Below are 1,468 nucleotides of genomic sequence, written 5' to 3'. Positions count from 1 at the left end.
ATCATGGTGAGCGATTCTCAGCGCGGCATGGGTCTGCGACGACCCCTGCAAAGCGGGTATGGATGCTCATCTGAGCACATAAACCTTGCCTTCGATCAGGGTCAGCCGCAGCGGCCATGCGATGTTGCCGAGCGTTGCATCGTCGTTCTGGCTGCTGAGCACCGGGGCGCCCAGGGGATTGAGGCATTCCAGCAGGCGCCCGCCGGCCACCACGCGCAGCAGCAGGTTCTCCGTCGTGGGCGGCTGCAGCGTCGCCAGAGCTCCAGCCTGCCAAAGCTGCTGCACCTGCTCGCGCAAGGCGGTGACGCCTTGGCCGGCAGGGCGCTGGTAGGCCTGGTCGACCTCCTCCAGCTTGAGGCGGCAGGCGGCGAGAAAGCTGTCGGGGTTGCCGCGTGAAAGGTCGAAAGCGAGGCGCTGCACGGCGGCGAGCACGGTCTGGCGGTCCTGCGGGCCGGGGTTGAGCACGGGGGCGTCCAGCCAGCGCCAGCGCGGGAAGCCAACCGGCAGCTCCAGGTCCTGGTGCACGACGGTGGGCGCCTCGAAGCCCTGACCCTCCTCGATGCCCCAGGCCACCTCGGCCAGCACGCGCACGGCCTCGTCGGCCAGGCTCTTGCCCTGGCGCAACAGCACGAGGCGGGCACGCGCCTGGGCGGCGCGCGCGGCCATGCGGGGTTGGGCGGGTGCGTTCGGCGCGGCCACGGCCTGCGCGATGGGCGGCGGCGCGACGACCAGCGTGATGCGGTTGCTGCCGTTCTGCAGGTATTCGTGCACCGTCACCGACTGACTGCCCGCGCCGGCCGGCAGGCTGAGCACGGGCACGCCGTTGACCTGCACCTCGACGGGCTCGCCGCTGGTCTGGACGTGGAGGCACATCAGGCGGTCCATCAGCCGGCGCTCCAGTCGATGAGCGTGATAGCGGGCAGCAGCTCGCGCTGCTGGCGCTGAGTGCCGCCGAGCGGATCCTGGCGCAGCAGGCAGACATTCACCGGCTCGATCGCCAGGCGGTAGAACCATTGCTGGCCGCGGCCGTCCGGGCGCGGGCGCAGGCCGCATTCGCCGACGACGGCGCCGCGCAGCGGCTCGGCCAGCGGGCCGGCCGACAGCAGGGCCGGCTGGCCGTTGGCAATCGCGTCGAGGCTCAGCGTGAAGGGGTGGCGCCAGGACGCCTTGGCTTGCTCCAACGCGGCGCCGTCAGCGAGGCTCATGCGCCACTCGCTGCGGCCCTGGGCGCGCAGGCTGACACGGGCTCGGCTGCCGAGCCAGTCGAGTTCGCCGCTCAGGCGCAGGTCCAGCACCAGGGCGGCAAAGTCGATGGCGCCCTGCACGCGCAGCGCGACGGCGCCGCCTTTTTCGTGTTGCCAACCCCAGGTGATGCCGGCCTGGCCGACGAGGGGCGCCAATTCGGCCTCCATGCGGCCGCTGCTGCCGGCCATGTGGCGAGACCAGGCGATGAAGAGTTTTTCGAGCC

The 1,468-nt window shown here is 71.4% G+C and carries 2 protein-coding genes; both read right to left on the bottom strand.

The window, feature by feature from the left end; translation table 11 throughout:
- Positions 1 to 66: 66 nt before the first annotated feature.
- Complete coding sequence (locus tag ACXJKR_RS32415) at positions 67 to 885, bottom strand: hypothetical protein (RefSeq protein ID WP_056194120.1); 819 nt, start codon at positions 883 to 885, stop codon at positions 67 to 69.
- Positions 885 to 1,468: hypothetical protein (locus tag ACXJKR_RS32410; protein WP_457326352.1), on the bottom strand; the 584-nt coding region annotated here is incomplete at its 5' end. The genes ACXJKR_RS32415 and ACXJKR_RS32410, both read right to left, overlap by 1 nt.

Source organism: Roseateles sp. P5_E11 (assembly GCF_054049355.1).
Note: the sequence above shows the minus strand (reverse complement) of the source record. Positions and strands in the feature narration are given on the sequence as shown.